The organism is Acinetobacter sp. SFD, from assembly GCF_001647575.1.
GTDB classification, from domain to species: Bacteria; Pseudomonadota; Gammaproteobacteria; order Pseudomonadales; family Moraxellaceae; genus Acinetobacter; species Acinetobacter pecorum.
Genome location: NZ_LSZJ01000001.1, coordinates 662,780 through 684,768 on the forward strand (window position 1 = coordinate 662,780; position 21,989 = coordinate 684,768).

22 protein-coding genes and 2 tRNA genes are annotated in these 21,989 nt (G+C 44.7%); 11 read left to right on the forward strand and 13 right to left on the reverse strand.

All coding sequences use genetic code 11. From position 1 onward, the window contains the following. Positions 1 to 39: 39 nt before the first annotated feature. The 3 genes from AY605_RS03175 (at position 40) to AY605_RS03185 (ending at position 2,769) form a co-directional block, all read left to right on the forward strand. Positions 40 to 699 carry a 3'-5' exonuclease gene (locus AY605_RS03175; protein ID WP_064095008.1) on the forward strand — a complete coding sequence of 220 codons (660 nt, stop codon included), beginning with the start codon at positions 40 to 42 and terminating at the stop codon, positions 697 to 699. Positions 700 to 1,039: 340 nt separating this feature from the next. Beyond that, positions 1,040 to 1,774, forward strand: a complete 735-nt coding sequence (gene hisA / locus AY605_RS03180; RefSeq protein WP_004729237.1) for a 1-(5-phosphoribosyl)-5-[(5-phosphoribosylamino)methylideneamino]imidazole-4-carboxamide isomerase — start codon at positions 1,040 to 1,042, stop codon at positions 1,772 to 1,774. Positions 1,775 to 1,839: 65 nt separating this feature from the next. Further along, positions 1,840 to 2,769 carry a DMT family transporter gene (locus tag AY605_RS03185; protein ID WP_064095009.1) on the forward strand — a complete coding sequence of 310 codons (930 nt, stop codon included), beginning with the start codon at positions 1,840 to 1,842 and terminating at the stop codon, positions 2,767 to 2,769. Positions 2,770 to 2,825: 56 nt separating this feature from the next. Here AY605_RS03185 and AY605_RS03190 read toward each other — a convergent pair whose 3' ends face one another. Genes AY605_RS03190 through AY605_RS03200 form a run of 3 tightly spaced genes read right to left on the reverse strand, consistent with a single transcriptional unit; the run spans position 2,826 to position 4,844 of the window. Continuing rightward, positions 2,826 to 3,221: a DUF4870 family protein gene (locus AY605_RS03190; RefSeq protein WP_064095010.1), complete on the reverse strand. Its 396-nt coding sequence runs from the start codon at positions 3,219 to 3,221 to the stop codon at positions 2,826 to 2,828. Between the two features lie 21 nt (positions 3,222 to 3,242). Further along, positions 3,243 to 3,869 (reverse strand): DUF1294 domain-containing protein, encoded by a 627-nt coding sequence (locus AY605_RS03195; RefSeq protein ID WP_064095011.1) that lies wholly within the window; start codon positions 3,867 to 3,869, stop codon positions 3,243 to 3,245. A 27-nt stretch (positions 3,870 to 3,896) separates the two neighbouring features. Next, positions 3,897 to 4,844: a homoserine kinase gene (locus AY605_RS03200; RefSeq protein ID WP_064095012.1), complete on the reverse strand. Its 948-nt coding sequence runs from the start codon at positions 4,842 to 4,844 to the stop codon at positions 3,897 to 3,899. A 113-nt stretch (positions 4,845 to 4,957) separates the two neighbouring features. Between AY605_RS03200 and hisF the strand changes: the two genes are divergently transcribed. Further along, positions 4,958 to 5,716: an imidazole glycerol phosphate synthase subunit HisF gene (gene hisF, locus AY605_RS03205; protein ID WP_064095013.1), complete on the forward strand. Its 759-nt coding sequence runs from the start codon at positions 4,958 to 4,960 to the stop codon at positions 5,714 to 5,716. Positions 5,717 to 6,036: 320 nt separating this feature from the next. Here hisF and AY605_RS03210 read toward each other — a convergent pair whose 3' ends face one another. Further along, positions 6,037 to 6,660: a sterol desaturase family protein gene (locus tag AY605_RS03210; protein WP_064095014.1), complete on the reverse strand. Its 624-nt coding sequence runs from the start codon at positions 6,658 to 6,660 to the stop codon at positions 6,037 to 6,039. A gap of 108 nt (positions 6,661 to 6,768) precedes the next feature. On the opposite strand from AY605_RS03210, the gene AY605_RS03215 reads away from it, so the two are divergent. Both AY605_RS03215 and aqpZ read left to right on the forward strand, forming a co-directional pair. Further along, on the forward strand, positions 6,769 to 7,779 hold the full coding sequence (locus AY605_RS03215; RefSeq protein WP_064095015.1) for an AraC family transcriptional regulator: 1,011 nt from the start codon (positions 6,769 to 6,771) through the stop codon (positions 7,777 to 7,779). Positions 7,780 to 7,883: 104 nt separating this feature from the next. Next, positions 7,884 to 8,573 (forward strand): aquaporin Z, encoded by a 690-nt coding sequence (aqpZ, locus tag AY605_RS03220; protein ID WP_064095016.1) that lies wholly within the window; start codon positions 7,884 to 7,886, stop codon positions 8,571 to 8,573. A gap of 98 nt (positions 8,574 to 8,671) precedes the next feature. Here aqpZ and AY605_RS03225 read toward each other — a convergent pair whose 3' ends face one another. Both AY605_RS03225 and AY605_RS03230 read right to left on the reverse strand, forming a co-directional pair. Beyond that, on the reverse strand, positions 8,672 to 8,917 hold the full coding sequence (locus AY605_RS03225) for a hypothetical protein (protein WP_064095017.1): 246 nt from the start codon (positions 8,915 to 8,917) through the stop codon (positions 8,672 to 8,674). A gap of 79 nt (positions 8,918 to 8,996) precedes the next feature. Further along, positions 8,997 to 10,076: a DNA/RNA non-specific endonuclease gene (locus AY605_RS03230; RefSeq protein ID WP_064095018.1), complete on the reverse strand. Its 1,080-nt coding sequence runs from the start codon at positions 10,074 to 10,076 to the stop codon at positions 8,997 to 8,999. A 264-nt stretch (positions 10,077 to 10,340) separates the two neighbouring features. Between AY605_RS03230 and AY605_RS03235 the strand changes: the two genes are divergently transcribed. After that, a complete protein-coding gene (locus tag AY605_RS03235) occupies positions 10,341 to 10,871 on the forward strand; it encodes a hypothetical protein (protein ID WP_064095019.1) in 531 nt (176 codons plus the stop codon). Positions 10,872 to 10,948: 77 nt separating this feature from the next. On the opposite strand, the gene AY605_RS03240 is transcribed toward AY605_RS03235, so the two are convergent. Further along, entirely contained in the window at positions 10,949 to 12,829 is a 1,881-nt protein-coding gene (locus AY605_RS03240; RefSeq protein ID WP_064095020.1) for a potassium transporter Kup, read from the reverse strand. A 121-nt stretch (positions 12,830 to 12,950) separates the two neighbouring features. Here AY605_RS03240 and AY605_RS03245 point away from each other — a divergent pair. The 3 genes from AY605_RS03245 to AY605_RS03255 all read left to right on the forward strand — a co-directional run bounded on the left by AY605_RS03245 (position 12,951) and on the right by AY605_RS03255 (position 14,007). Further along, a tRNA-Ser gene (locus AY605_RS03245) sits at positions 12,951 to 13,041 on the forward strand. 458 nt (positions 13,042 to 13,499) lie between these two features. Next, positions 13,500 to 13,727 (forward strand): hypothetical protein, encoded by a 228-nt coding sequence (locus AY605_RS03250; RefSeq protein WP_004647282.1) that lies wholly within the window; start codon positions 13,500 to 13,502, stop codon positions 13,725 to 13,727. A 204-nt stretch (positions 13,728 to 13,931) separates the two neighbouring features. Further along, positions 13,932 to 14,007: transfer RNA gene (locus AY605_RS03255), tRNA-Thr, on the forward strand. A gap of 76 nt (positions 14,008 to 14,083) precedes the next feature. Here the strand turns inward: AY605_RS03255 and AY605_RS03260 are convergent. The 6 genes from AY605_RS03260 to AY605_RS03285 form a co-directional block, all read right to left on the reverse strand. Further along, positions 14,084 to 14,932, reverse strand: coding sequence for an SAM-dependent methyltransferase (locus AY605_RS03260; RefSeq protein ID WP_064095021.1), 849 nt, complete (start codon positions 14,930 to 14,932; stop codon positions 14,084 to 14,086). 3 nt (positions 14,933 to 14,935) lie between these two features. Then, positions 14,936 to 16,243 carry an FAD-dependent oxidoreductase gene (locus tag AY605_RS03265; protein WP_064095022.1) on the reverse strand — a complete coding sequence of 436 codons (1,308 nt, stop codon included), beginning with the start codon at positions 16,241 to 16,243 and terminating at the stop codon, positions 14,936 to 14,938. A 588-nt stretch (positions 16,244 to 16,831) separates the two neighbouring features. Further along, positions 16,832 to 17,395 carry an alkyl hydroperoxide reductase subunit C gene (gene ahpC, locus AY605_RS03270; protein WP_064095023.1) on the reverse strand — a complete coding sequence of 188 codons (564 nt, stop codon included), beginning with the start codon at positions 17,393 to 17,395 and terminating at the stop codon, positions 16,832 to 16,834. Between the two features lie 316 nt (positions 17,396 to 17,711). Further along, on the reverse strand, positions 17,712 to 18,299 hold the full coding sequence (ssb, locus tag AY605_RS03275) for a single-stranded DNA-binding protein (protein WP_064095024.1): 588 nt from the start codon (positions 18,297 to 18,299) through the stop codon (positions 17,712 to 17,714). 51 nt (positions 18,300 to 18,350) lie between these two features. Next, positions 18,351 to 19,715 (reverse strand): MFS transporter, encoded by a 1,365-nt coding sequence (locus tag AY605_RS03280; RefSeq protein ID WP_064095025.1) that lies wholly within the window; start codon positions 19,713 to 19,715, stop codon positions 18,351 to 18,353. Positions 19,716 to 19,868: 153 nt separating this feature from the next. Further along, entirely contained in the window at positions 19,869 to 20,957 is a 1,089-nt protein-coding gene (locus tag AY605_RS03285) for a DUF475 domain-containing protein (protein ID WP_064095026.1), read from the reverse strand. 222 nt (positions 20,958 to 21,179) lie between these two features. On the opposite strand from AY605_RS03285, the gene tenA reads away from it, so the two are divergent. Beyond that, complete coding sequence (tenA, locus tag AY605_RS03290; protein WP_064095027.1) at positions 21,180 to 21,848, forward strand: thiaminase II; 669 nt, start codon at positions 21,180 to 21,182, stop codon at positions 21,846 to 21,848. The last annotated feature ends 141 nt before the right edge of the window (positions 21,849 to 21,989 follow it).

Here is a 21,989-nt window from a genome sequence, read left to right on the forward strand (position 1 = left end):
GTGATTAAGCTGAACGCATTCATTTCATGATTGAAGCTTATGCAACAGCTGCTGGATACTTTACCAAGCAAGGAACAAATTCAGACTTTTCCTGTATTTAAAAATCTTCCGATGCAACAGATTCAGGTGATTAATCGTCTGGAACAATGTCATGCCCTTGAACAGGAGCTAAAAAGCTGTGCAGTCCTGGGTTTCGATTCTGAATCCAAGCCCACCTTTAAAGTCGGTGAAGTCTCCACTGGGCCACATCTGATTCAGCTAGCTACTTTAGATAAAGCCTATTTATTTCAAATGAATGATTCGATCTGGGATTTTCTTAAACCGATCTTTGCCAGTCGAGACCAGATCAAGGTTGGTTTTGGCCTGAAAAATGATGCGCACCTGTTCCGTAAAAAAGGCATTGAACTCAACAGCGTGGTCGAACTGTCCAAATGTTTTAAAGCTTTTGGCTTCAATAATCCGGTCGGATTAAAAAATGCCATGGCTTTGCTATTTCAAGTAAATTTTCCTAAATCCAAACGGATTAGTACCTCGAACTGGGCCAGCAAGAAGCTCAGCCCGGCACAAATTGATTATGCAGCAGCAGATGCCTATGCGCCCATGCTGGTATTTGAAGAATTGTTGCGGCGGGGCCTTTTACCCAAAGAGATTCCCAATACGTCACTGAAATTGAGAATCCGCCCCTCATCGACGGCTTAAGCACTTGAGCCACGTATTGCGTCTGGCATGACAAGGATGACTTCGATATTGCTTGATATACGAATGAAAGCTAGGATGAGCAAGGTCGGAAACGGAGTTTCAACAGCAATGTCTTTTTACCATTTTGACTGATGCTCAGTTCGATACGCGACCTACTATAAAGATCTGATCTCCATTCACTCGCAGACTCATTAATGCCATTAAAATAAATTACCTAACTCCTACCTGTCTGTGTACAGGTTTTCTTTATTCATACCGTTTAAGAGTTAGAAATTTCGACTTTATTTGCTAAGATGAAGCCACTGAAATTCATTCTAAAGATTGAGCAAGGAGCGAAAGCATGCTGATCATTCCTGCAATTGACCTGAAAGATGGCAAATGTGTCCGTTTAAAACAAGGTCGTATGGAAGACGATACCGTATTTTCAGACGATCCGGTCGCAACAGCACAGCATTGGGTAAATGAAGGCGCTCGCCGCTTGCATCTGGTAGATTTAAACGGTGCTTTCGCAGGTACGCCAATCCATAAGCCAGTGGTTGAAGCCATTGTCAAATCCCAGCCTGACTTGCCGATCCAGATTGGTGGTGGTATCCGTTCTCTGGAAACCATCGAGCATTATCTGCAAGCTGGTGTTTCTTTTGTGATTATTGGCACCAAAGCAGTTCAGGACCCTGAATTTGTTGAAGAAGCCTGTCAAAAGTTTGCTGGCCACATTATTGTGGGTATTGATGCCATGAATGGCATGGTGGCAACAGATGGCTGGGCCAATGTGACTGATGTTAAAGCCACTGACCTGGCGAAACGTTTTGCCGATGCTGGCGTATCGAGCATTGTCTATACGGATATCGCGCGTGATGGCATGATGCAGGGTGTAAACATTGAACAGACCGTAAACCTGGCACAATATTCAGGCCTGCCTGTGATTGCTTCAGGTGGCGTGACCAATCTGGATGACGTACGTAACCTGAAAGACCAACCGGGTATTTTAGGCGCAATTACCGGTCGTGCAATTTACGAAGGTACCTTAAGTTTACGTGAAGCACAGTTATTGCTAGATGAGCAACAAGCGCTATAATTAAGCCTGCTGTAAAAGAGGTCTTCGGACCTCTTTTTTATTTTTTATTTTTCTGATCTCCTCGCATGTCTACACTTATTTCCAAAAATCACTCCGGCTGGATGGTGAAAGCGCCGCAACTCGCCCTGATCCTGATCACCATTATCTGGGGAGGCAGTTTTATTACTGTGCAATACGGGCTGAATTTTAGCAGTCCGATGATATTTGTCGGTCTGCGCTTTGCTGCAGCAGCGCTTGCCGTCACCCTGATTTCACTGAAGTCGCTAAAAGGCATGAACCTGAAAGAGGCGTTCGCCGGCGCGGTGATTGGATTTATGATTTCCATTGGTTATGGCACCCAAACAGTGGGTTTACAGACCATTAGCAGCAGTGAATCGGCTTTTTTAACCGCCTTGTATGTGCCGCTGGTCCCGATCCTGCTCTGGCTATTGTTTGCTAAAAAACCACAGGTGATGACCTGGATCGGAGCGCTGTTTGCCTTTACCGGTCTGGTATTTTTGACAGGCAATGGCTTTGCTGCAATTCAGCTCAGTTTCGGGCAAACCCTGACGTTGCTTGGTTCGATTGCAATTGCACTGGAGATTATTTTCATCAGCCATTTTGCTGAACGGGTCAATGTACGCCGGGTTACAGTGCTGCAACTGATTTTTGCATCATTGTTCTGTTTTATGATCGCACCCGTTTTAGGTGAATCTCAGCTACCCGAATTTCACTGGCATCTGGCAGGAATTTTAGTCGGTTTAGGTATTGCCAGTGCCTTGATTCAACTGGTGATGAACTGGGCGCAGCGCATGGTCAATCCTTCGCAGGCAGCGATTATCTATGCCGGCGAACCGGTATGGGCAGCCCTGTTTGGTCGTCTGGCCGGAGAACGTCTACCTGCGCTCGCGCTAGTCGGTGGATTGATGGTGGTGCTTGGCGTGATTGTCAGTGAATGGAAACCAAAGTTTTTAAGAAAAGAACCAACAGAAGAATTAAAGCAAGATCTTTCTTAATTCCACTAAATCCCCCTTAAAAGGGGGATTTTTTCTCTGGGGAAATACGGCTAAAATTATTTGTTATACATCGGCTTGTTGTCATTTAAACGCATGATACCGCGGATCGCCCGATAGACAATCCAGATCCAGGAAACAAAAATGACAATCAAACAGAAAGCGGAAGCACCAAAGGTTACGCCGGCAAATAGATCGGGATCTTCATGAGTAAAGAACAGGAACAGGAAGGGAACAAAAGCAATAATATTCCAGAACAGATACCACCAGAAACTGCGGATCTGCCAGGTAAAGTGGCTTTCAAAGATGGAACCACGTACATCGCGCCGTTTTACATAGTTAATGATGAGGGCTACAACAGCCAGCAGGCCAGCACTAAAAATGGCCACGATATATAAAATGTATAATGCAAAAGTCAGTGTGCGGTTTGGGTCTTTATCAATGGAATAGTTCACATCCCCTCCTCGTATTTTCCCCTAGATATTTAAGCTATTGAATGGGGAAATCAGCCATAGAATCAAAATGATGTTAAAGCCTATGGTACAAAAATATATCTGCCGGAACGGTTGTTTTTGTGTTTTATGGCGTAATTTCTGCTGTGCCAGCCAGGCTGCCGGCCAGCCGCCCAAGAAGGCCACCAGATGCAGGGTATTTTCCGGAATACGGCGATTACCCAGCTGTCCTGCTTCCTTGTCTTGTGCGTAGAGCCAGTAGCTCAGTGCATTCATCAGGCTGACCAGCAATAAGACCAATCCATTCAGTAAACCCGCCAGCGTCAGAACGACCAGAAACAGAAGATAACCCACACAGGCAATTTGCATGGGTTGTAATTTCTGTGTCTGCTGCGGCTTGGACGGCTTGAGTTTGGCTTGCAGACCTTTGCTTTGCGATGCTTTGAGGTACATCACCTGCTGCGCGCGATAACGTCCACGTTCATCTAGAACGACCAGATAATCCAGCGCACAGCCCACGATTGGACGTGGGCCAGGCTTGGCAAAATCCTTGATATGCAGAAATACGCGATCTTTGGCGGGGTCACTGGGCTGAATGAAACCATAGCCCTGTTCATCAAACCATTCCACTAAGCGTCCCTGATCGCGCATATCCCCTATCCTTTTTAATCTGATTGTTTAAGCAGTGACGAATTTTAAGCGTTCAATCAGCATATTACGCATTTCGTCCGGATTTTTTTGCAAAATATCTTCGCCATTCCGACCCAGTGCTGCATTACGCTGTGCCACCTGCAGGCGCATCATCCAGAAACGCCCAGCCGCCATGGCCAGATAAAGTTCCAGACAGGATTTTTCATCCTCAGTTAAGGGACGAACGGTTTCATACGCTTTTAAAAAGGCATTGGCCTTTTCTTTATTAAGGACCACGTCAGGATATTCAGTACAGAAATCATTTAACGTAATCGCGATGTCAAACAGGAATTCATCTTGATTCAACTCATAAAAATCCAGAATACCATTCAGCTGATCGCCTTCAAATAAAGTATTGTCACGGAACAGATCTGAATGAATAAAACCGCGTGGACGGTCCGGATATACCGCCGTTAAAGCCTCATATAAACCTAACAGTTTACCCAGCAAGACTTTATCTGCCGGACTCAAGCTTGGTTTGATCTCTTGAGACACTGCCAGCCAATATGCATGATCACGTACGAAATTACGTTGCAGTTTAAAGTCTTGTAACGCCACGTGCATTTTCGCCTGAGCCACTGCAATCGCTTCAACTTGTCCGATGGTAGATGGCATCGGATGTTCACCCATCAGGCGCGGTGCAATTTGTGCCGGTTTATCTTTAATACTGTGAATCGCTTTGCCTGAATGCGATAAAGGCACCGGAACAGCCAACCCAGCCTGCCCCAGATGTTCCAGAACCGGAACCAGTTCGCCTGCTGCCTGTTCATCCATATCTTCAAATACGGTCAGCACATATTGCTGGTCTTCGCAGACTAAAAAATAGTTGGTATTTTGAATACCGCCTTGAATGGGAATCAGATCAATCGCCTTTAAACCATAAGGCGCTGCAAAATCCTGAACTTCCTTTAAAGTCAAAGTGGTATAAACCGACATAGAAAACCTGCGAAAAAACTTACATAATTTTGCTAGAATACCGTTTCCATCTGCCAAGGTGTAGCGCTTGCGTGGGTGAGTTTCATAATCGGCTGTAATAATTGGAAAAATTTATGCTAGCTAAACGTATTATTCCTTGTCTGGACGTGGATAACGGCCGCGTGGTCAAGGGTGTCCAGTTCCTTGATATTCGTGATGCGGGCGACCCGGTCGAAGTGGCGCGCCGATATAATGAACAAGGTGCCGATGAAATTACATTCCTTGATATTACCGCTACACATCATGGACGCGACACGACTTACCGTACCGTGGAACGTATGGCCGAATCTGTATTCGTGCCTCTGACTGTCGGGGGTGGTGTCCGTAAAGTCGAAGATATCCGTTTATTGCTCAATGCCGGCGCAGATAAAGTCAGCATTAACTCGGCAGCCATTTATAATCCCGAGTTTGTGCAGGAAGCCTCTCAACGCTTTGGCGCACAATGTATCGTTGTGGCGATCGATGCCAAAAAAACCGGTGACCATAAATGGGAAATTTTCACCCACGGTGGCCGTAAGGAAACCGGGATTGATGCGATTGAATGGGCGGTGAAAATGACCAGTTACGGCGCTGGCGAATTGCTGATTACCTCGATGGATGCTGATGGCACCAAAGCCGGTTATGATATTGCCCTGATGCGTGCCATCAATGACTGCGTCACGGTTCCTACTATTGCTTCTGGTGGTGTAGGTAATTTACAGCATTTGGCAGACGGCATTATTCATGGTGGTGCCGATGCGGTACTGGCCGCTTCAATTTTCCATTTTGGCCAGCATACCATTCCGGAAGCCAAAGCCTATATGGCAGCCCAAGGGATTGAAATGCGTCTTTAAGACATTTCAGATGATGATTTGATTAAAGAGTGTTTTTATAAACACTCTTTTTTTTATGCGTGGACTCAAGCAGACAGACGAATACAAGACAAAAAAAAAGGAGTCTTACGACTCCTTATAAAACCAAGATAAGACTACAGCACTTGGTATTCAAAATAACTCATTACACCCAGAAACATATCAGTAGGAGGCTTTTGCTCACCGACATGAGCAAATATAAGTGAAATCAGCTCTACAATATTGACACTACAATTGCCTTTTATTGACAAATCACGACAATGGCCAGTTTTAGTCTGCCGACTCTGTATTTAGCTGCTTTATTACCGTATTTTTGTAGTCTTTTGCAGCATTTTATTAGAGGCATCAGCCCATTTAACCGGAAAATATTGCTCTGCCCAGCTGTTCAGTTTTTTCGAGATCGGTGCAGGTAAAATCAAACCCAAAGGGTTCTGCTCCTGCAAATCTGCCGAGGAAATCACCCGGGTACCGAACAGATAGTCAAACCAGGGCTTGGTGACACACCAGTTGGCATCCTGATTGCTATTCATATGATGATCATAATGCCAGGGCAATTTCTTTTTGGCCCATTCCGGTTCCAGATGAGCCCGGCGATGTAAATAATAATAGTTGCCTGCACTATATAGGGCGGCCAGTGTCATGCCTTTGGAAAAAGGATAAAAACTGAGTCCAAAAACGGTTGCGACCACTGCAAGTGAAGCTATTTCATTACGGGTACGCCAGTTATCCAGTCCTTCTACATAACCGAAATCGGAAAATTCCGTTTTGCGCACAACCCGGTGATGTTCCCAATGGGAGCGCATACTTTCCGGCACCGGACTATAGCGGCTCTGTCCCGGCCGGTGAACACCATGCAATACATACTTATGCGCAAACCATTCAAACCCATTTGCAACGACGAGTCCTACCAGAAAACCTTTCCACATGATCTTTTACCTCTTGGTCTATTTTGAATATAGGCTAAATAAAGGACTAGATATTGACCAAAATATTCAATATGATTGACAAAATACGACAAAATAAAAGAATTAAAAATGCTGGTTCTAAAAGACTACGTAGGCTCGGTATACGGGGGTTTAGGACATTTGCTTTTGGACTATTATCAGTTGAAACAGCTTGAGGTCCCTAAGAAATTATTGGCCATTCAAAACCTCGAATGCTTCGATTTCGTCCTGTGGCGTGAGCTGTTAACAACACTTGATCAACAGCTGCAACGACCTGCTCTGGGTCTGGAAATAGCCCAACTGGTAGAAGTCAAACATCTCGGGATCATTGGCTATCTGACCCTCTCAAGTGAAACCTTGGGGGAGGCGTTCATGCGCTATCATGATTATCATCGCCTGATCTATGATGGCGGTCCACTCCAGCTGCAGTGGGAAGGTGATTATGTGTCGATTGGCTGGGCCGAAGTCCCTTTTAATTTGAATACCCAATTGACCGATGAAATCGCCATTGCACTGATGACCGAGTTCATTAAGACCATTGTTCAGGATCCGCGTGGTGTACAGTTATATGAAGTACATTTTCAGCATCCAATGCCCAAAAAAATTTCCCTTTATGAACAGCATTTCCGCTGTAAGGTCCGTTTTTCCCAAGCTAAAAATCAGGTATTGGTACATGTAAGTGAACTTTCCATGCCACTGAAACAGGGCGACCAGACCTTGCAGAAACTGTTGATGCAACAGGCCAACGCACTGTTAGAAAAATTCCCGCACTCCACCCTGATTGATCAGCAACTGCAACAGGCGATTCTGATTGGCCTGCAAAAAAACCTGTTCCAGATTGAGCATATTGCCGAGCAGATGAATTTTTCAGTGCGTCAGTTACAGCGCCATTTGCAGAAACAGGGCAAAACCTACCAGCAACGGATGCAGGAAATCCGCTGCATGATGGCCATGCAATACCTGAAAGATCCACACTTGAGCTTGCAAGAAACCGCAATGTTACTCGGTTATTCTGAACAGAGTGCCTTTCAGCGGGCATTCAAGCAGTGGACCAAGCTGACGCCACAACAATGGCGATTAGAAAGCATCTCAATGTCGTGAACCCTGACAGGCACGAATAAAGACAGCAGCAATCTGCTCTCCCTATTGCAGCTTACTGATATAAAATTTAAAAAAAGCAAATAAAAACAATAAAGGAATACACTATGGATAAATATATTGCAGAATTGATCGGTACGTTCTGGCTGGTCTTCGGTGGTTGCGGCAGCGCGATATTAGCAGCGGCTTTTCCGGAACTGGGAATTGGTTTCGCTGGCGTCGCCTTGGCATTTGGTTTAACCGTACTCACCGGGGCTTATGCCCTCGGTCATATCTCGGGAGCACACTTTAATCCTGCGATCAGTGTGGGCTTATGGGCAGGTGGACGTTTTGAAGCTAAACAGCTGCTTCCCTATATCGTCTCACAGGTGATTGGTGCAATTCTGGCCGCCTGGTTACTGTATGTGATTGTACAAGGTCAGCTAGGATTTACCGGTACCGGTGCTTTTGCCAGCAATGGTTTTGCTGAACTCTCGCCCGCCCATTATTCTATGGGGTCGGCATTAATCATCGAGATTATACTGACTGCAATCTTTCTGATTGTAATTATGGGAGTTACTGATCGTCGTGCACCTGTTGGCTTTGCGCCAATTGCCATCGGTCTTGCCCTGACCCTGATTCACCTTATCAGTATTCCCGTGACCAATACTTCGGTCAATCCTGCGCGTAGTACAGGTGTAGCACTTTTTGCACAGACTGCAGCATTGAGTCAATTGTGGTTATTCTGGGTTGCCCCGATAGTTGGCGGCATTATTGGCGCATTGATTTACAAGACCCTGCTGGAAAAGAAAAACTAGTGCTTGCAGGGATAGAGATATAAAAATCTCTATCTAATTTATAAGTTCATTTTCTGCATGTTTCCCTTAGAACGTGCAGAAAAACAGAGCTGCACGTTTTATAAAAATGGATTTTCAATTTCATCCAGGTCATTACGCTGAATTTTTTCTGGCAGGTCAGGTGTGTTCTCGAGCTGCTGCACGACATCATCGATAAAAGCCTGCAAGGCTTTGGCCACTTTCAGCCCCTGCTGATCCTTGGTGATCTGCAAGTTACCATACAGGCTGACGCAGTCCAGATCATTTTCCAAAGTCAGATCATGAATGGCATGGGATTCGTTGCCATTTTCAAATGCTTTAAACATATCCTTTTCACCTGTCTTTGTTATTTTCTAATCAAGCTGTGATATCGATGCTACCTGAATTCCGGTTTTTTCAGCAAACTTATTTCAACAGCTGCAAAATATATTGCAATAAGGCATCAATCAGCTGTTTCACGATAGTATCTTGCGTTGCGCTATCCATCGCACTGCCAGCTGCAGGTGAGGTCGAGCCGCTTGAGGCAAATTTGAACTGGCGTTGCAGCGCCTGCAGGTTTTCTTTGGAAACGTCTTCGGCACACTGGCTTTCCGCATCCCAGTTCGAATATTCAATTTTCTGGTTGGCTTTTACTGCCTTGGCTGTCAATGGCAGGCGATAAGTATTGCGCTTCTGCTCTTCAGTGAGCTGCGGGAACAGGTTAATTCCCAACTGTTCTTCCAGATAACAGACACTGACTATACGTACTTTGAGTGAATTATCATTCGGAGCATAGTAGGCACCAATGGCACCGGTTTTCGGCATATAAACTGCTTTATAGACCGCAGTCGGCACGATTACACCATTGCCGATGGTTTTGAGTTTTTTCCCTGCAAATACCGGACCGGTGATGACATAGACATCCTGCTTTTGCTTGGTCACAATCGCACGGGTAGCCTCTTCCAGCTCACGCCAGACCTGCTGATTGTTCTTGGGCGCCTGCGGCACCATATTGGCCAAGGAAAAACTGTCAAACTGTGCCGCTTTAGTCGGCATGTCAGCATTGGGTGCCATATGCCCCCGGTCATAGCCCGACCCGCGATAATCCGCCAATGTGGCACGATGTTTCGCACTAACCCGCTCTTCTTCATGAAAACTGTCTTCACGAGGAATTTTCTTGCTTAAGCGTGCCGGCGTTAAAGCTTCTGCCACCCAGAGCGGGGTCTTGGATACTCCGGAATACTCTACATTAAAGCCATTAAAACACAGTGAATAACTGTCTTTTTTCAGGCTCTCTCTCATCAGGTAAGGGGGTACATCACGGTAAAACTGGTTCAGGCAGGCAGAATCGGTAGAGGATGACAGTGATACCCATTGACTGATTTTTTCTTGACCAAAAGCGATGGCGAAGCTGCTCGAAGCCACTACACCCAGAATGACTTTAATACTATTATCATTTAAAAACTGAAAAAATGAATTTTTGGATTTACGCTGCTTCTTGGCCATTCTTACACGTACTTTTTAGATCAACACCGACTTTAATTGAGCTTAACAAGCTGTATAAGCGAAGTATATCTTGGCTCCACTATTCGTTTACTAAATAAACAATAACTGTGTATAAACCGCATTCGTTGTAACAAACTGTCTGGTTTTTATTTCTTTTTAAATGAATTTTCACGGTGTTTACGTAGCTTTGTTTGGCCTCATAGACTGAGTATGTAAAGCTAAGCGCCTATCCAATTCGTACAATTATTAGTAATGGTGTTAATTATGAATTCCAAATTCTCTAAAATATTAAGTTTAGGATTATTTACAAGTGTGATGAGCGTAGGGGCATTTGCCGAACCCACCATTCAACCGGGTGAAACACTTGAAAGCCTCTCTAAAGCTAAAATCAGTACAAAAGTGAATGGCCAGGAAGGCTCTTTAGAAAGTTTGGTAAATTCGGGCCAGATCCGCCTAGTTGACCCGCGTACAGTGGCACCACAGCCCGCAATGCCAAATACACCCGCCCCAATGTCTAATGATCCAGCAATGACTCAGGCACCAAATTCAGGTACTGTTCCTCAACCAGCTATGGTAGAACCTGGCATGAATGAGGCAGGTGTAGAGGCAAACATGTCTATGGCTGCGCCTCAACCACAACCAGCACAGGAAGAACAGCAAGCCGCTGTGATTGAAGCAGAGGTAAGCAATGAACAGGCTGAAGTTGCGGTGCAATCGGATGCAGAGCCAGTACAGATGGAAGAACCTTTGAATGCGGCACCTGAAATGCCAGCTGCGGTAGAGCTTGAGCAATAAACCAAACTCGCCGGTTTATTGTTTTCTGTATAAAAAAACCAGAGTATGGCTCTGGTTTTTTTGATTTCTCATCTTACTTAGATCTGGATCTGGGTGCCCAGCTCGACTACACGGTTGGTTGGAATCTGATAAAAATCACTGACCGGACTAGTATTACGCTGCATGGAAATAAACAGCTTTTCCCGCCACGGTGCCATGCCCTCACCCACAGTATGCATAATCCGTTCACGTGAAATAAAGAAACTGATCTGCATTAGGTCATATTCAAAATTCCATTGCTCATAGGCCTGTTGTAACGCATCCGGAATATTGGGCTGATCCTTAAAACCGTAATAGATAAATACCCGGTAAAAGTGTTCACTCAGTTTTTCTACCTCAATCCGATCTTGTCTGTCGACAAAAGGAATGTCGCGGGTAATTACCGTGAGCATGATATTTCTTTCATGTAAGACTTTGTTATGCTTAATGTTATGCAGCATGGCATGCGGCACAATATTGGGTGTGCCCGTCAGGAAAACAGCATCCCCTGGTACAAACTTGGTACCGTCCCCCATTGAGATACTTTTAATAAATAAGTCTATCGGCAAAGCATCCTGCTCAAGCCGTGTCAGCACCAAAGCACGCCCGTCTTTCCAGGTCATGAGAATTGTAAACAGTACTGCACCGATCAGAATTGGTACCCAACCTCCCGAAGCGATTTTTAAGGAAGTTGAAGCAACAAAGATCAAATCCAGTGCCAAAAATGGCACAGCAAATAAAGCCACTTTCCATACCGGCCAACGCCAGAAGCCATACGCCAGAATTGAGATCAGAATTGTGCCGCAGAGCATGGTCATGGTCACTGCAACACCATAGGCACTGGCCAGACTGGCACTATTTTCAAACAGTAAAATCAGGATCAGGACCGAGATAAACAGCATCCAGTTAATGAAAGGCAGATAAATCTGACCGCGCTCCACTGCCGAAGTATGTTTGACCGACAAGCGCGGCAAATAACGCAACTGAATGGCCTGATTGACCATAGAAAACACCCCGGTAATAACTGCCTGTGAAGCAATCACCGCTGCTGCTGTTGCCAGTCCAATCATCGGGAACAAGGCCCACTCAGGTAACAGCATATAAAAAGGGTTCTCTAGTGCTTCAGGATTACGCAGCAACAATGCTCCTTGCCCGGCATAATTCAGCAATAGACACGGCAAGACAATAATGAACCAGGCTAGACGAATCGGCAGACGGCCAAAATGCCCCATATCGGCATAAATTGCTTCACCGCCGGTCATGGTCAGGATCACCGCCCCCATGGTCAGAAAAGCCACATAAGGCTGATCAACCACAAAGTGATAAGCCCAGTAAGGGTTTACCATCCAGAGTACAAATGGGGTCTGGATAATGCTCCATAAACCAAAGCCACCAATGGACAGAAACCAGAGCAGGGTTAAAGGTCCGAAGAACTTGCCCATCGTCGCCGTACCATGTCGCTGAATTATAAACAGTCCAGCCAGAATTCCGATCGATAACGGCACCAGCCATTGATTGAAAATGGGCGTCGCAATACTCAGGCCTTCGATGGCTGAGAGCACGGAGATTGCCGGAGTAATAATTCCGTCACCAAAAAATAGTGATGCCCCGATAAAGCCCAAGGCGATCAGGAAAATTTTCTTTTGATCGGAAATTCGTGTGGTACGCAGGTTCAATGCCAGGAGTGACATGATCCCGCCTTCACCATTGTTGTCAGCACGCATGATGATGGTGACGTATTTAAAACTGATGGTCAGCATCATGCACCAGAAAATCAGGGACAGGATGCCGAGTACTGAAGCTTCGCTAATGGCGAGATGTGCAGTGAGGAAGCATTGGCGCAGTGCATACAGCGGACTGGTCCCAATATCTCCAAAAACTACTCCAAGCGCAGCCAGTGTAATGACCGGAAGAGCTGCCTTTTGTGCAGTGCTTTGCATAAATTGTCTTCGTTTTTAACAAGCATTTTTGCGAATCATAGCACTACGTTAAAAGTTTTTCTTCAAATCAATTGTTTCAGCTTGGCATAGCTGGTTTTTTTCGCTATTATCCTCGGCCTATGGTGAGGTGTCCGAGTGGCTGAAGGAGCACGCCTGGAAAGTGTGTAAACGTTTATAGCGTTTCGAGGGTTCGAATCCCTCTCTCACCGCCAAAATTTTAAAAAACCGAATCCCATGATTCGGTTTTTTTGTATTCAATTTTTCTATTATTCTTGTATTAATCAAAAACTTATCTGCTCTTGCATCACATATAGCTATAACTCATCCTAGCCAACTTATTGAAATAACAAATATTTTTTCTCCTAAAAGCCTACAGTGAATCAGCATTTAAAATGAAATGATGGTCTTGGAATCTTCATCCCCCTCCGCTACAAAATATAATGAACCGTACAGTTTCTATACCTTATCTATTTCAGCCTGTTATTTATGTATTCAGGCAAATAACTGGCACAGAAATAGCTTAATTTCATTGTCATCAAAGCTATGTTATGTTGCTGGTAAATCATCTAAAAGGAGAATAAAAACCACAGGATAGAAAGAAATCAATAAGTGAACCAAGCCATTCAAATTTGAAGTTAAAAATAGATACACTGCTATTCGGAGAGCGAACATGAATAACAGCGCAAACTATGCAAAACAGATTAAAAATGCAAAACGTGGCGGTTATACCCCAACCATTGCCAAGGACATCAATAAACATAAAATTCAAAAAGCCTTAAGACTCATCGAACAGTGGAGAAGCCTCGCTCAAGAACTCAAACCTCAAATGCAGTTTGATATGGCCTTTACTTTAGAGGAATGTGCACAAGAATTAGATCGCATCCTGAAAAACAGATAACCCTTTTAACGAACTCATATCCATAGCAAATCTTATAATTTCACCCTCGCCCATATTTTGATATATGGGCAATTTCCTTACACATGCCCAAACATAGAACTTTTCAATCATTAGATTGAAATAAGCAAATTCTGCCGAAACTGATTAAACGGTTATTTTTTGGCTTGCGTGGCTATCAAAAATCTGTAAAATGCACTCCACCATGCCGGCATAGCTCAGTTGGTAGAGCAACTGACTTGTAATCAGTAGGTCCACAGTTCGAATCCGTGTGCCGGCACCATATCTTAGCCTCGCTTTTTAGTGAGGCTTTGATGTTTCTGGGTTTTGGTATTTTGAACTGAGCCTTCTTGCACTTTCTAGTGCTTCGATTGTGCCGTCACTTGCACATATCTCACGATCCCTTCCTGATATAATTTCTGGCACAGTTTCACTGTCATCTGAATTTTAAACTGATCCAGTTTGGAGCCTTGAGCCTGAGCATCTGATGGCTTTGAATTCAAAGTCTGTTGCACATAATCAGCAAAGCCGGAAAATACCGGTTCGGACAGATCCTGAATCTCAATATTTTTAAATTCAAAACGATCCAGACAGGCATATAACGCACCTACTGTCATTAAATCTTTTAAATTCACATCGGCAGATTTCAATAAGAACTGATACTTACGTCGTTGTAATGCATTTAAAGTTTTCCAGCGCTCGGACAAAACCAGATGATGAAAACCAATCCGCGCATTTGAATTTAAAACACTGCGGACCTGCTCTAAGAATACAGGCACAGGACTGTGATAGGCTGCATCCAGGCATAACACCACATCAAAACGCCGGGAAAATGGCAATTCTTTTAAACGCAAAAATGACGCCTGATAAATGGCATTCAGTTCTGGTAAATATTGCTGAATATTGGCTACACAGGCAGCTTGCAGCTCAACCCCGGCCAGATATTGCACCTGATAGTGTTGTTGCCAGTACAGCAAACTGGCACCCTGACCACAGCCTAAATCCAGCAGTTTATCTTTTGAATTTAAATTTACAGATTGTGCAAGGTGATCGGCGAGCATTCGACAGGCAGCCGCATAATCCTGCTGACCTGCTTGCCAATACCCTAAATTGCTCCAGGGCAATTGTGCATGATCACCCAACACAGCGGCATCAATTGCATATTTGTGCTGGGGAAGACGCTGACGCAGTGCCTGAAGCCATTGCATGGATTAATAACCCAGTTGCGGGGCAACCTCGACCACAGGTTTTAAACCCTGAAATGGTAAAGGTGCACCAAAAATTTCCGCAATTTTCATCGCTGAGGTCACCGCCGATTCCAGAATCGGTAAACCATCACATGACCATGAGCCACAGAAGAAGACCTTACGATTGGCTTCTAGATGACGTTGCTGCAATTCTTTATTCAGTGCCACCGTATTGGCATCAACAACTGCACGCGTCAGCATTACCGATTTGATCACTTTCTTCGGATCAATGTCAGTCACTGGACGCCAGGTCTGAAATACGGCCGATTTGCCAACCAGAGAAGGCTCAATCGAGTTGAGCCACACGGTAAATTGCTGACGGGTAAATTTACGGTCCATCATATAACTGAGTACGGCCCAGTCTTTACGTTTTGGCGGCATCACGCTGGCATCGGTATGAATCACCAGTTCGCCCTGTTCGAATTTGAATTTTTTCAATAACTCAATTTCACTGGCAAACTGTTCTGGATCCAGGAACTCCTCAATTTTGGTGGTCGGTGTCGCGACAATCACCCGGTCAAACAGTTTTGAATAACCGGCTGCATTTTCCACTCTGACCTGATCGCCTTGCTCTTGTACCAATGTGATTGCTGAACCATCTTCAATCTGAATGCCTTCAATCAGCTTGTCGACCAGCGCCGGTGTACCGCCTTGCAGACGCAGTAAAGCATCGCCATCGGTCAGTTGGCGCAGGAAAATCAACAAGGGTTTAGCTGGCCATTCACCAATAGTTTTCGGATTGCAGGTACAGATGGTATATAGCACCGGCATCACTGCACCATGCCAGAATACTTCTTCAATCTCGTTGCGGTTGATGAATTCTGCCAGGCTGATGTCCTGATTTTTTGATTTAAAGAATTTGGTCAATGCAACTTTTAACTGCAACAGGCCTTTGACCAGACGCCAGCCATACTGCTGCAAGCCTTTACGGTTGTTGATAATCGGGATATTGCCAATACGGCTGCGCGATGTGGTCAGCCAGGTTTCAGTTTTATCTTCAAATAACCAGCTGCAGGCCATATAGGTCCGCACCGGATAAGTTTTAATGCCCAGATGTGTGGCCAGACTCAGGGTGTTTTTCCACAGATAGGGGTTCATCACACGTAAAGGTGCATCAATCAGTCCCCCTTCAAATTCAAGGCTATGACTGTCCATGCCGCGACCAGGAAGTGCTTCGAAAATCGTGATGTGATGCCCCGCATCTTGGAGCATTCTGGCTGTAGCCAGTCCGGCCATGCCACTACCTATTACTGCAATATCCAAACTGATCATCCGTCATTGAAAAACTACAGAAATTATGTACCATGCGCCAGTCAAACAGGTTATTAAAATCTTCCAGAATATATGTTTTTCGTAAAAGCTTTTGGATTGACGTGCTGCTGTTTTTTTATCTATTTCTTAGCATCAGCCCAGTTACATCAAATCTAGGATTTTAATCATATTTTTCCCTAATTGACTAAAAATACACTTTAAAAACAAATAATTTAGTTAACCATTTTTATAACCTTTGGTTGACAAATACTTTTAGAATACCTATGATTCGCAGCATAATAAAAGCTTAAACTTATCTGCTTAGACTCAGATGGGTTTATGCGAAAATTATTTAAAACGACAAGAAACTACAGCGCCTTTTAAATAAAAGCCTCTGCGAAAGCAGAGGCTTCTTTGTTTTCATACTTTATAAATCACGTAGCGTGGTACTGGACTCACCTGATTAACCGGAATAAGTAACTTGAAAGGCGGATAATAAAACTCTACCTTTCTTGATTTATCTTCAAATAAGGCGCAAATAGCTGAATTAAGAATTAAAAAATCCAGCAACTTGTGCTGGATCTTTTGCTGCAAAAAAGCAGGTATGAATTAGATTTTACCCACCAGATCGATGGATGGTGCAAGTGTTGCTTCACCTTCTTTCCATTTTGCCGGACAAACTTCACCTGGGTGTGCATAGACATATTGTGCTGCTTTCACTTTACGCAGAAGTTCTTGTGCATCACGGCCGATACCACCCGCGTTGATTTCAACAATCTGAATTTTACCTTCAGGATCAATCACGAAAGTACCACGATCTGCCAGACCTTCAGCCTCAATCAATACTTCAAAGTTTTTAGACAATGTCCAGGTCGGATCCCCGATCATTGGATATTGAATCTTTTGGATTTCCTCTGAGGTATCGTGCCAAGCTTTATGAGTAAAATGGGTATCGGTAGAAACAGAATAAATTTCTACGCCCATTTTCTGGAATTCGGTATATTGATCAGCTAAATCTGCAAGTTCTGTGGGACAAACAAAGGTAAAATCTGCAGGATAGAAAAACACCACTGACCATTTACCTTTCAGGTCCTGCTCAGAAACTTCGATGAACTGACCATTGTGGTAAGCAGTTGCATTGAACGGTTTGATTTCAGTATTGATTAAACTCATGAGATATTTCCTCTCGCTTATTTCTGGGATTGCTTATGTTGTGAAGCTAGAATACGAAAGATCTTCAAATAGGTAAAACCGTAAGTTTTTATAAAAATGATCGCTTTTTTAGATCATAAATTTCTATCGGTATTGCTTATCTCATTTATTTTCTCGATGCAGAGTTGTTCTGATCAAAAGCAACGTCATGCTTTAAGACTTCTTAATATTTTAATAAATCAGGGCTTTATTCAAACTTAATACAAATCTTTAAGATATAAAAAACCCACCATATTCAGGTGGGTTTTAATGACGATTTACCTTTTTGAGTTAGACATCAAAATGGTAGGTCATCATCTAGATCTGCTGCAGGCGCTGCTGTTGGAGCAGGTGCAGATTTCGGCGCAAAACCACTCGGATTATTGTTGCCATAGCCACCGCCTTGATTATTGTTGTTAAAGCCACCTTGCTGTGGCGCTGAACCATAACCGGATTGCGGGTTATTGCCATAACCACCCTGGTTGTTGTTGGCCTGATTATTATTAAAACGTGGCTGATTAAAGCTGCTCTCACCCTGATCGTTTTGAGGGCGGCTAGAGTCTAGCATCTGCATTTGTTCACCACGGATTTCCGTCGTATAGCGTTCCTGACCATTCTGGTCAGTCCACTGACGGGTACGTAATGAACCTTCAATATACACTTTTGAGCCTTTGCGAAGATATTGCTGTGCAATTTCACCTAAACGGTTATGCAGCACGATACGGTGCCATTCCGTTTGTTCTTTGCGCTCACCCGTACTTTTATCTGTCCACGAATCGCTGGTTGCAATCGAAAATTGAGTGAGAGAACCACCATTTGCAAAAGTTTTGGTTTCCGGATCTTTACCCAAAGTACCCACTAAAATAACTTTATTTACACCACGCATCTGCCGTCTACTTCCTATATATTTCTGTATTTTACTTTATAAGAGTTATGATTAAATGGCTACCTCTTTACCTAACAAGTGCGTTAATTGTTGTCGCGAAGCATCATCTATTTGCTGTTTATCGACTTTTACATAGGCAACTTGCTGTTCAGACATCACCACGACCTCTTCAATACCACGAATCGCCAAAAGCTGAGAAGTCCATTCGTCAGTTTGTCTGCTTTCCGGCAATCGCAGTACCAATGAGGACAGATAACGCGGCTGAGCCAGACCAAAACTCATCAGCAGCCAGATTATCGCGATCCCTGTCAGGATACTCCAGCCCATTGAGGTATTATTGAGCAGCAGCAATTGTCCGCCAATCATACCGCCAAAGAACGCCCCTAAAAACTGGCTGCTGGCATTCACGCCCATTGCCGTCGCTTTGGACTGGATCGGTGCCGCTTTCGATAACCAGGATGGTAACAGGGCTTCCATCACATTAAAGGCGATGAAGAACAGGCCCAGACCGGTCAGCAAGACATATTTGGATTCAAAACCAAATGCCATCACCATTAAACCCAGAATAATGCCAGTAATGGCGACCAGAAAAATCGCGCGCATTTTATGGTATTTTTCTGCCAGGATAATACTTGGAAAAGCAAAAAACAGACTGAGCACCAATAGCGGTAAATACACCCAGCCATGACTGGCTAGTGGCAAATCTGCAAATTCGATCAGCTGCGAAGGCACATAGATAAACATGGCGGTAAGCAATAAATGCAGGGTAAAGACCGATACATGCAGCCGGTTCAGATCACCGATTTTGAGTACCTGTTTCAGCTGTGCCAGATAGCCCTGCTGAAAGTTTTGATGATGGCGCGTGACTTTCGGCACCATCAACAGCATGGCAATCGCCGCCAGGCCCATCACCGTGGTCACCCAGAATAATCCCGAGATACCGACCAGACCTGTGAGCCAAGGCCCCAGACTAAAGGCCACCACAAAAGACAGACCGATACTCATCCCCATGATTGCCATGGCTTTCATACGGTTTTCTTCACGGGTCACATCTGCCAGCAATGCCATCACCACAGCAGATACTGCCCCGCCTCCAGCAATCGCACGGCCGATAATGACACCATAAATGGTGTCCGACATGGCGGCAATTGCCCCACCTAATGCAAATAAAAGCAGCCCTAAAACCACCAGCGGCTTACGGCTATAACGGTCCGCAATCAGGCTGAATGGAATCTGTAACAGTGCCTGGGTCAGACCATAGACCCCGACCGCCAAACCGATCAGTGCAGGTGTCGCATATTGATATGCCTGCCCTGCCACCGAAAATACCGGGATAATCATAAACAACCCCAGCATGCGCAGTGCAAAAATACTGCTCAGGGCAAAGGTTGAACGACGTTCTAAAGCATTCATCATAAATTATGGCGATTGGGTTAATTAATCTGGAGCCCAGATTATAGGACATTCAGCTCATTAATAAGACAAGAATTTTAGTTGAAATAAAGATGATGCCGATCTAAAAATAAAAAAGCGCGGCCGGAGCCACGCTTTTCAGTCAAGAGCAACATTTTATTTGTCTAAAGCTGCCTGACGTTTTTTATACTGGATCGAGGCAATCACAGCCCAGACAATAAAGGCCACACCGATCAGACCGGTCACGACTTCTGGCACATGCACGCCAGTCCCGCTGGCGATCATGATAAAGGCCAAGGCACCAATCGCATAATGTGCGCCATGTTCCAGATAGATATAAGCATCCAGTGTACCTTTTTCGACCAGATAAATGGTCATGGAACGCACGAAGATCGCACCAATCGCCAGACCCAGCATGATAATCACCACATCCGAGGTAATCGCAAAGGCGCCAATCACGCCATCAAAACTGAAGGAAGCATCCAGAACTTCGAGGTAGAGAAAGCCACCGATACCGGCTTTTACCACGCCAGTAGGCACGCCATTTTCGTCATGACGAACTGCATTGCCATTTTCATCGACTTCCGGCTCACCACCCAATAGATGGCTCAGGACCTGTACCCCGATGTAGATCACAATACCCCAGATCCCCGCCATCGTCACGACCAGACGCTTGGCCTCTACCACATTGGCCGCCATAATCAGCAGCGCCACCAAGGCGATAAAGACCGACATTGCAGGAACACTGGCTATATTGGATAGACGGCGTTCTACACTTCTGAACCAGTGCGTGTCTTTTTCTTCGTCCAGGAAGAAGTTCAGGAACACCATCAACAGGAAGGCACCACCAAAGGCTGCAATCTCAGGATGATGTGCCATTAAACGCGCCGAATATTCTTTTGGATCATTCAGGGCCAGCTGGACTACTTCCATAAAGCCCATGTCTGCGGTTACCGCGACGATGGCCACCGGGAAGATTAGACGCATCCCGAAAACGGCAATTAAAATTCCGACCGTCAGGAAGAGCATTTTCCAGAAATGATCCCAGCCGCGAAGGACAGATGCATTGACAACCGCGTTATCAAAAGATAACGACACTTCCATAATCGCCAGAATAGCGGTGATGGTCAGTGCTGTGAACATGGTTTGCAGGCCCGCTTCCGGACCGTGGGTATAACCCCAATAAGCAGACAAACCAAGACACACAATCGAAAATGCAATTGAGAAACCAAAATGTTTCAACATACATATCGACCTTAGATAAATTTCATTGAATGTATTTCTTTAATTACAGGGAAATACTAAAACCAGAAGTTGTCTCAATTATGAAACTTTTGTCATCTAAACCAAAGCACTTCCTGAGCCATATTTGAGTATTTTCTGCTTTTCCAGGTTGTTGATCTTTTAAACAGGGCGTTCTTTGCTATAGTGCTGCATGCTTAGACTTCAACTGCTCAGGATTTTAGTATGAGTTTCTCTCAAGATGTATGGCAACGTAATCTCGAACTTTATCAGAAGACATTAGCATTGCCTTTTAACCAGCAGCTGGCACAGGGCACCTTAAGCCGTGACGCCTTTAGCCATTATGTGATTCAGGATGCGCATTATCTGCTGGCCTATGGTCGTGCGCTGGTAGTCTGTGCAGCCAAAGCTTTTGAGGCAGATGACGTTATCCAGTTTAGTGAAGCAGCTAAAATTGCAATTGTGGTAGAACGCAGCCTGCATGATGGCTTTATGCAGGATTTTGGTATTAGCAAGGCGCAATTTGAGCAGACACCGTTGACGCTGGCATGCCATCATTATACTTCTTATTTGCAGGCGACGGCTTGGGCCGAAAGTTATCCGGTGGTATTGGCTTCGTTGCTGCCGTGTTTCTGGATTTATGCAGAAGTCGGCAAGGATATTGTCGACAATGCTGCAGCAAATAATCCTTATCAGGCCTGGATTGATACCTATGCCGGGGAAGATTTCCATACCGCCGTGCGTAATGTGATTGCAACCGTGGATCGGGTGGCAGCGCGTGTCGATGCCGATACACTAGAAAAAATGCATGCAGCTTATACCCATGCAGCGCGCCTGGAATGGCTATTCTGGGACAGCGCCTTTGAGCAACGCCAGTGGCCTGGTCTGGATTAATTTAAGCTAAATTTAGCCCTGTTCAATACAGGGCTTTTTTTCTAAAAAATTTTAAATAATGCAAAATAGTTTTAATATTCATCTTGATTGATACTCTGCACTTCCATGCACTCAACCTTTTGCAGAGGTCGAATCCATATT

Coding starts and splice junctions, on each gene's coding strand:
- AY605_RS03175 (WP_064095008.1), top strand. CDS start 40: ATGCAACAGCTGCTGGATACTTTACCAAGCAAGGAACAAATTCAGACT.
- hisA (WP_004729237.1), top strand. CDS start 1,040: ATGCTGATCATTCCTGCAATTGACCTGAAAGATGGCAAATGTGTCCGT.
- AY605_RS03185 (WP_064095009.1), top strand. CDS start 1,840: ATGTCTACACTTATTTCCAAAAATCACTCCGGCTGGATGGTGAAAGCG.
- AY605_RS03195 (WP_064095011.1), bottom strand. CDS start 3,869: ATGCGCGATCAGGGACGCTTAGTGGAATGGTTTGATGAACAGGGCTAT.
- AY605_RS03200 (WP_064095012.1), bottom strand. CDS start 4,844: ATGTCGGTTTATACCACTTTGACTTTAAAGGAAGTTCAGGATTTTGCA.
- hisF (WP_064095013.1), top strand. CDS start 4,958: ATGCTAGCTAAACGTATTATTCCTTGTCTGGACGTGGATAACGGCCGC.
- AY605_RS03210 (WP_064095014.1), bottom strand. CDS start 6,660: ATGTGGAAAGGTTTTCTGGTAGGACTCGTCGTTGCAAATGGGTTTGAA.
- AY605_RS03215 (WP_064095015.1), top strand. CDS start 6,769: ATGCTGGTTCTAAAAGACTACGTAGGCTCGGTATACGGGGGTTTAGGA.
- aqpZ (WP_064095016.1), top strand. CDS start 7,884: ATGGATAAATATATTGCAGAATTGATCGGTACGTTCTGGCTGGTCTTC.
- AY605_RS03225 (WP_064095017.1), bottom strand. CDS start 8,917: ATGTTTAAAGCATTTGAAAATGGCAACGAATCCCATGCCATTCATGAT.
- AY605_RS03230 (WP_064095018.1), bottom strand. CDS start 10,076: ATGGCCAAGAAGCAGCGTAAATCCAAAAATTCATTTTTTCAGTTTTTA.
- AY605_RS03235 (WP_064095019.1), top strand. CDS start 10,341: ATGAATTCCAAATTCTCTAAAATATTAAGTTTAGGATTATTTACAAGT.
- AY605_RS03240 (WP_064095020.1), bottom strand. CDS start 12,829: ATGCAAAGCACTGCACAAAAGGCAGCTCTTCCGGTCATTACACTGGCT.
- AY605_RS03250 (WP_004647282.1), top strand. CDS start 13,500: ATGAATAACAGCGCAAACTATGCAAAACAGATTAAAAATGCAAAACGT.
- AY605_RS03260 (WP_064095021.1), bottom strand. CDS start 14,932: ATGCAATGGCTTCAGGCACTGCGTCAGCGTCTTCCCCAGCACAAATAT.
- AY605_RS03265 (WP_064095022.1), bottom strand. CDS start 16,243: ATGATCAGTTTGGATATTGCAGTAATAGGTAGTGGCATGGCCGGACTG.
- ahpC (WP_064095023.1), bottom strand. CDS start 17,395: ATGAGTTTAATCAATACTGAAATCAAACCGTTCAATGCAACTGCTTAC.
- ssb (WP_064095024.1), bottom strand. CDS start 18,299: ATGCGTGGTGTAAATAAAGTTATTTTAGTGGGTACTTTGGGTAAAGAT.
- AY605_RS03280 (WP_064095025.1), bottom strand. CDS start 19,715: ATGATGAATGCTTTAGAACGTCGTTCAACCTTTGCCCTGAGCAGTATT.
- AY605_RS03285 (WP_064095026.1), bottom strand. CDS start 20,957: ATGTTGAAACATTTTGGTTTCTCAATTGCATTTTCGATTGTGTGTCTT.
- tenA (WP_064095027.1), top strand. CDS start 21,180: ATGAGTTTCTCTCAAGATGTATGGCAACGTAATCTCGAACTTTATCAG.